Origin of the sequence: Streptococcus mitis (assembly GCF_946190275.1) — a bacterium.
GTDB classification, from domain to species: domain Bacteria; phylum Bacillota; class Bacilli; order Lactobacillales; family Streptococcaceae; genus Streptococcus; species Streptococcus mitis_DC.
This window is the reverse complement of sequence record NZ_CAMHZQ010000032.1, coordinates 1-7,526: the sequence shown is the minus strand read 5'-3', so window position 1 is coordinate 7,526 and position 7,526 is coordinate 1. Positions and strand designations below refer to the sequence as shown.

At 42.7% G+C, this 7,526-nt stretch carries 5 protein-coding genes; all 5 read right to left on the bottom strand.

The window, feature by feature from the left end; all coding sequences use genetic code 11:
- On the bottom strand, window positions 1-1,670 hold a 1,670-nt coding region (locus N8M20_RS10025), incomplete at its 3' end, for a LysM peptidoglycan-binding domain-containing protein (protein WP_369010937.1).
- Window positions 1,671-2,025: 355 nt separating this feature from the next.
- Complete coding sequence (gene vex3, locus N8M20_RS10020; RefSeq protein WP_261080490.1) at window positions 2,026-3,405, bottom strand: ABC transporter permease subunit Vex3; 1,380 nt, start codon at window positions 3,403-3,405, stop codon at window positions 2,026-2,028.
- Window positions 3,406-3,615: 210 nt separating this feature from the next.
- Window positions 3,616-4,263 carry an ABC transporter ATP-binding subunit Vex2 gene (gene vex2 / locus N8M20_RS10015; RefSeq protein WP_261080489.1) on the bottom strand — a complete coding sequence of 216 codons (648 nt, stop codon included), beginning with the start codon at window positions 4,261-4,263 and terminating at the stop codon, window positions 3,616-3,618.
- Between the two features lie 12 nt (window positions 4,264-4,275).
- The gene (locus N8M20_RS10010) at window positions 4,276-5,553 is read right to left on the bottom strand and encodes an ABC transporter permease (protein ID WP_261080488.1); all 1,278 of its coding nucleotides are present in this window, start codon (window positions 5,551-5,553) and stop codon (window positions 4,276-4,278) included.
- Between the two features lie 167 nt (window positions 5,554-5,720).
- A partial coding sequence (locus N8M20_RS10005) for an LPXTG cell wall anchor domain-containing protein (protein WP_261080487.1) occupies window positions 5,721-7,526 on the bottom strand: 1,806 nt, incomplete at its 5' end.

Here is a 7,526-nt window from a genome sequence, read left to right as displayed (position 1 = left end):
GCTGCTTTCGGTGTTGTGCCTGCTGCTGGCTCTTCTGCTTTTGGTGTTGTGCCTGCTGCTGGCTCTTCTGCTTTCGGTGTTGTGCCTGCTGGCTCGTCCGCTTTTGGCGTTGTTCCTGCTGCCGGTTCTTCCGCTTTCGGTGCTGAGGCCGCTGGCTCGTCTGCTTTTGGTGTTGTTCCTGCCGCTGGTTCTTCTGCTTTCGGTGTTGTGCCTGCTGGTTCTTCCGCTTTTGGCGTTGTGCCTGCTGCTGGTTCTTCCGCTTTTGGCGTTGTGCCTGCTGCTGGTTCTTCTGCTTTCGGTGTTGTGCCTGCTGCTGGTTCTTCCGCTTTTGGTGTTGAGGCCGCTGGTTCTTCTACTTTCGATGTTGGAGCCGCTGGTTCTTCTACTTTCGATGTTGGAGCCGCTGGTTCTTCTGATTTTGGTGCAGGTGTCGTTGGCTCTTCTGCTTTGGGTGCTGGAGTAGCTGGTTCTTCTGATTTTGGCGCTGGAGTCACTGGCTCTTCTGATTTTGGTGCTGGTGTCACTGGTTCTTCTGCTTTTGGCGCTGGAGTCACTGGTTCTTCCACTTTTGGCGTTGTTGCCACTGGCTCTTCTGCTTTTGGTGCTGAAGACGCTGGTTCCTCTACTTTTGGTGCTGGAACCACTGGTTCTTCCGCTTTTGGCGCTGAAGACGCTGGTTCTTCTGCTTTTGGCGTGGTAGACGCTGGTTCTTCTGCTTTTGGTGCTGAAGTCGCTGGTTCCTCTACTTTTGGTGCCGGTGTAGCTGGCTCCTCCACTTTTGGTGCTGGTGTCGTTGGTTCCTCTGATTTTGGCGCTGGTGTAGCTGGCTCGTCTGCTTTCGGTGCTGGAGCCACTAGCTCCTCTGATTTTGGTGCTGAAGACGCTGGTTCTTCCACTTTTGGTGCCGGTGTCGTTGGTTCTTCCACTTTTGGTGCTGGTGTCGATGGCTCGTCTGCTTTCGGTGCTGGAGCCACTAGCTCCTCTGATTTTGGTGCTGGAGTAGTCGCTGCTTCTTCTGCTTTTGGTACTACTGGAGCTTCTGTTTCTTCTTTAACTTCTGGGCTTGTCACAGCTGGTGCTACTGGGGCAAGTTCTTCAGCTGATTCTTCCGCACTTTCCACTATTGGTGCTGATACAGGCTGATAGACTGGGCTATAGTTCACAGTCATTTTTTCAACTTTCTCAGTGACATCTGTTAATTCAAAGGTAACAGCTTTTGTTTCCTGATCTTTCTTGAGCAAGACTTCGTAAGTGCGAACTTCGCCACTGGCACCACTTTCTTTGATGACAATCTTGTGTTTTGTGACTGTATCTGAAACCGTTTCAGCTTCGGTAAAGTACAATTCATTGTGCGGTAAGAATAAATTCTTGCCTGAAGCTTGATTCATTTCTTGAAGTACATCTACAGGGATATTGCTTGCTTCGCTGATAACACTTAATGTATCTCCCCACTTAATGACATACTTAAATAAATCACCTTCTTTTTGAATATCAGCTTTTACTTCTGCAACTGTTCTGGCTACCCAAACACCATCTTGTTCACTGGCTGATACAGTTGGAGCTAAAAAGCCCAGCCCCAATAAAATCACACCTGTCGCAACAATTGCACCAGTTCTCAATTTTCTAAAGCCACGTAGGGATAATGTCCCTCTAACATTTGTTTGTCTCATAATGTTTATTTTTCCTCACTATTCTATATTTTCCAAAGTAGACCCTACCTAAGTCTACTAGCCTATGTTTGCAATATGGATAGGCTTCTACAGATTTATCTATCTATTTTCAAGATAAAATTTCTATAGATTTTTATGCACAATTCCATATATAAAATGTGAAATTCCTTTCTAATAAATTCCATAACCTTAGTATATCATATTTAAGACTAAAGTACAAAGAAAGCAACTGAAAGCAATGATTTTCACCACTGCTTTCGGCTCTATTTTGAATTGTTAAATAATCATTCTCTATCCACCATTCTTGAATAGAAAAACAAGATGTATCCTCTATTCCAGACTAATTTTTTCAAACTTATTCGCTATCCAGCAAGAGCTCTTTTGGTTGTTTTCTGAGGAGATTGCTTGAAGCAAGCGCCATAACGAGAACCACTAGAACCAAGGCTAGGACAAAGACGATAATAAAGTCTGATGTCTGAATGGAAATGTCTAGGCTCGACAAGGTCTTGCTAAAGCCATCTACTTCTGCACCACCACCAAGGTTAGAGGCTTGAGCAGCCTTGCTGGTTTGCTTGGCAACACCTGAAGTGACATTGGCAAGAACAGTATTTCCGATTGCACGGGCTGTGTAGCTGGCTAGGAAGTACGCAGAAACTAGAGCAGGGATGGCAATAAAGATAGATTCAGTGATGAATTGCCCCAAGATACTTGCCTGCTTAAGACCGATAGAGAGGAGGATCCCCACTTCCTTGCGACGGGCGTTGATCCAAAGACTAAGCAAGAGGGCAAGGAGAAGGACTGAGAAGCTCAAGCTGCCCCAGAAGAGGAGGTTGGCCATCTTGTACATACCAGAGATGGATTGCTCAAGAGCTGGGTAGTTAGAGGAGCTCTTCACCAGTGTGTAGCTCTTCCAGTTGATACCACTGATGCCATTCAACTCTTTCATGACATCATCCAAGTTTTTATCCGCTGTTACAAAGAAGGTTGCGTCCCCATAAATAGCTGTGTCTTCTGTGTATCCATAAAGTTTTGCAGCAGTGTGAATGTCTGTGATAGCTGTATTTTCATAGAGTTCTTGTGAGTAGGTTACTGCTGACTTATTATGACCATCAAAGAGACCCTTGATTGTCACTTCGACTGTTTCCTTAGCACCTTTTTCATTGTCTGCATCGTAGACATTGGAGTCTAGTTTGACCTTATCCCCTACTTTCCAGCCGTGTTTGGCTGCCAAGTCCTTGTGCATGAGAATCTTGTCCTTGTCATCGTTTGTTAGGTGCTCACCTTCGACTAATTTATAAGAACCAGAGACAAACTTGTCTTCTTTGGAAGAGTCATTGACACCTGTAATCATCAAACTACTTCCAAAATGTTTAGCACGGTCAGGTGTCAGATTTTTCTTGGTTTCTGGCGTTTCAATCAGGTCGTATCCAGTCAAGTCCCCGATAGCGTTGATGCGTTTAACATAAGACTCGATGGCCTTGTTTTCAGTGATTTTTTTGATATCCTCACCCTTGATATTTCCAGCACCACGAGGCGTTCCTTGATTAACGCGACGATTGATTTGCATGGAGAAACTATTGGTGATATTTTTAAAGGTCTCCTGAGAAGCCTTGGCAGTAGCTCCCTTGATCGACAAGCCTACCAAACTCAAGCTCGCCATGAGGAGAATAATCAGGAAGATGACAATCGATTTGAAAAACTTCCTTGTAACATAGGCAAATGCGTTGTGTAACATAGATTCCCTTTCTAGATTTTGTTTTATTTTATAGTTCTAATACTCAATGAAAATCAAAAAGCAAACTAGGAAGCTAGCCGTAGGTTGCTCAAAGCACTGCTTTGAGGTTTGTAGATAAAACTGACGAAGTCAGTAACCATATATCTACGGTAAGGCGACGCTGACGTGGTTTGAAGAGATTTTCGAAGAGTATAACAGAAAAAGCTCGTATTATTTCATAGTATTGCGAGTTTCAGTCAGTTTCTTATCCTTCAATTCAAGTGTAATATCTGACGCTTGTGCCACTTCTTTGCTGTGGGTTACAACGATGACACATTTACCTGTTTTCTGGGCAAGTGATTTGAGCAGTTCGATAATATCTCCAGCAGTTTTAGGGTCCAGATTTCCTGTTGGCTCATCAGCTAGAATAACTGGAGCTTCTGATACCAAACTACGAGCAATGGCAACACGTTGTTGTTGACCACCTGATAACTGGAGAACATTCCGCTTGATCTGACTTTCATCCAAACCAAGCTCAAGCAGCGTATCCTTACTTGCCTTTTTATTGACCAAGCGGATATTTTCCAGCGGAGAAAGATAATCTATCAAGTTATAATTTTGAAAGACCAGGGAAATATGGTGCATGCGATGGTAAGAATAGCCCTTCTTACGAATGTCCTCTCCTTGAAAAAGGATAGAACCTTCAACAGGACTATCTAGACCAGCAAGTAGGGACAAGAGTGTGGATTTTCCTGCTCCTGACTCACCAATAATACTATAAAATTTCCCGGGTTCAAAATTATAATTGATCTGATATAAAACCGCTTCAGCAGTATTCTTATAACGGTAGGTAAGGTCTTGTAATTGTAATAAAGTCATGATTTCTCCTTCTTAACTAATAGATGATAAAATTTCTTTCGGTGATTTTCTAAATAAGAATAGGAAACAAAGGGCTACAGATAAGCAACTAATCAATAACAGAAAGACATAGGACTCTGCAAAAGATAGGATCTTGGTTGATAAACTGCTTGCTTTGGCTAGTGTATCTTGTAAGCTTACCTGATCTCCGCTTGCTAGTAGAGTTTGGAGTAGGTAAGTTGTGATGGCGTTTCCTGCAACAAATGCTGGAAGCAAAGCACCGAGAGATACCAGAACTACCTCTAAACAGAATTGTAGGAAAATCGAGCTCTTGCCTTTTCCAAGTGCCAGTAAAATCCCCACTTCATAGACCCGTTCTCTCAACCAGAGAGATAAAACAAGAATTAAGGCTCCAGCTCCAGCTATCAACATCCCATAAAGGAAGATGGTCAGGAAGATTTGGAAGGTTGCTACTGAGTCTTTGATTTGTTCAAAAGCCTTGTTTTCCTTTTCGACTTGATAGCCTTGATTCTCCAAAGACAAGTTTTCTACCTGCTTCATGAGTCCGTCCATTTCCTTAGGATTTTCTACATAGAAGCGCGCTGCACTAACTTGAGGTTCACTATTTCCCAAAAGAGTTTGGCTACTGTCATAGTCTGTAAAGACTTGGTTTTCACTGAAGTCAGAAGACAAGCCTGTGAATTTCTCCTGTTTTTTACCAGAAAAGATGCCGACAATTTCAAACTCAACTGTTTGTCCTTTACCAGCTTCGGACTGACCAGCATCTAAGGCAATCTTGTCATGAAGCGAAAGACCATTCTTCTTAGCCAACTCTTCGTGGATGAGAATTTTCTTTGAATCTCCTTTTTGAAGATGTCTCCCTTCTTTTAGATTGAAAGCCGAACTGGTAAAGGTCACATCCTTGGATGAATCCTCCAGAGCTGTTAAGCTAACCAAGTTCTTGTCCGCAGCTGACAAATCATCACGTTCAACGCTCTGCTCGCCACTCACTGCTTCCTTGTCTTTTAGTTTTGCGACCGTCTCCAGTTCAGGAGAAACATTTTCCAGTCCCTTAATCTTGCTTACAGATACTAAGTCTGACAACTTGAATGTCTGACCATTTTCTATCTTCTTAATTGAAAAAGAGGTATTGAGTGATTTGTAAAGATTGGTTTCCACTGTTTTGTTGGACTTCATCAGAGTCAAACAGGCTGAAATTCCGGCCAATAGGACCAATAAAATCAGAAATAAAATAAAACTTCTCAGTCGTTTTCTGCTGACATAAGCCCAAGCTCTTTGGATTGGATTCATTTGTCACCTCCATATTTGTAAGACTATTATAAAACCCAAATATGAAATGTTTATGAAATACGAAAAAAGAACTAGAATTCTCACAAATGAGTGATTTTTCTAGTTCTTTTTGATTTATAAAGACTTTATGCAGGGAAAACTACTAAGGATCAGATGAGATCATCTATTTAAGCTTCCTCTTCATCGTCTTTTTTCTTTTTGGCAAATAGTAAACCAAATGCGCCAAGAAGAGAGAGAGCTCCTAATGCACCTGTAGCACGATCTGCTTTCGTACCAGTATTTGGCAATACTGCTTGCGGTTGAGAAACTGATGAATCAGTTTCTGACACTTCATTCGGCAATTGAGCAGGTACTTCAACTGTTTGACTTGGTTGTCCAGCAGGTTGAGCAGCTGGTACTTCAGCAGGGGTAGCAGTATCTGGTCTACGATTTGTATCGGCAGATGGTGTAGCTGGTCTTTGTTGACCGTCACTTGTTGGTCTAACTGGACTCACTTTTCTGAATACATGAGTTACAACATCACCTTTAGTTTCTGTTCTTACAAATACATAACCTTCAATTTCACCATGTTCAAATGCTTCGTTCGCTTCACCTAATACCGTTGGAGCCTTAGCATCCGCAGGTTTCAACTCATTGCCATTTTCATCAACCCATTTAGTGATGAATAATGTTGGATGTTCAGCTACTGGTGGAAGAATTAAGTTGCCATTTTCGTCTACTCCTGTTGTACCGATTGGATCTGTGTACTCTGGAAGTTCTAGTACTGGTGGAAGAATCGTTGTTACTTCTTCACCAGAAAGCTCATGACTGATATTTGTCTTAGGATCAGTGATTATTACTTTACCTGTTGGTTCAACAACTACTGTCTTACCAGGATTAGCTTTTTCCACTGATTCTTTAACTTTATCTTGTTCGTCTTTGCTTAGATTATTCACATCTTTGACTGGCACTTTCTCAGTCGGTGTCACTGGGGTGAAGTCTTGGTTCACTAAATCACTTCCTGGAATTGTGTGTGTAATTCCTGTATTTGGATCTTTCAATGTTGCGGTTCCGTCGGCTCCTACTGTGACTTCCTTATCTGGGTTCTTAGCTTGAACTTTTTCTTTGACTTTGTCTTGTTCGGCTTGAGTCAATTCTCCAGCTTTCTTCACTGGTACTTTCTCAGTTGGTGTCACTGGGGTGAAGTCTTGGTTTACTAAATCGCTTCCTGGAATTGTATGTGTAATTCCTGTATTCGGATCTTTCAACGTTGCTGTTCCGTCGGCTCCTACAGTAACTTCCTTACCTGGGTTCTTAGCTTGAACTTTTTCTTTGACTTTGTCTTGTTCGTCTTGAGTCAATTCTCCAGCTTTCTTCACTGGAACTTTATCAGTCGGTTTCACTGGAGTGAAGTCTTGGTTCACTAGCTCTGTTCCTGGAATGCTATGCGTAATGCCTGTATTCGGGTCTTTCACAGTTGCTGTGCCGTCGGCTCCTACCGTTACTTCCTTACCTGGGTTCTTAGCTTGAACTTTTTCTTTGACTTTGCCTTTTTCGGCTTGAGTCAATTCTCCAGCTTTCTTCACTGGTACTTTCTCAGTTGGTGTCACTGGGGTGAAGTCTTGGTTCACTAAATCGCTTCCTGGAATTGTATGACTGATTCCTGTGGTTGGATCTGTCACTGTTGCTGTGCCGTCGGCTCCTACCGTTACTTCCTTACCTGGGTTTTTCGCTTGAACTTTTTCTTTGACTTTGTCTTTTTCGTCTTGCGTCAACTCACTAGCGTTTTTCACTGGTACTTTTTCAGTCGGTTTCACTGGCTCGAAGTCTTGGTTCACTAACTCGGTTCCTGGAATTTGGTGACTGATTCCTGTGGTTGGATCTGTCACTGTTGCGGTTCCGTCGGCTCCTACTGTGACTTCCTTACCTGGGTTCTTAGCTTGAACTTTTTCTTTGACTTTGTCTTTTTCGGCTTGAGTCAATTCTCCAGCTTT

Excerpts from the sequence above, each read along its gene's own strand:
- vex3 (WP_261080490.1), bottom strand. The coding sequence starts at position 3,405 with ATGTTACACAACGCATTTGCCTATGTTACAAGGAAGTTTTTCAAATCG.
- vex2 (WP_261080489.1), bottom strand. The coding sequence starts at position 4,263 with ATGACTTTATTACAATTACAAGACCTTACCTACCGTTATAAGAATACT.
- N8M20_RS10010 (WP_261080488.1), bottom strand. The coding sequence starts at position 5,553 with ATGAATCCAATCCAAAGAGCTTGGGCTTATGTCAGCAGAAAACGACTG.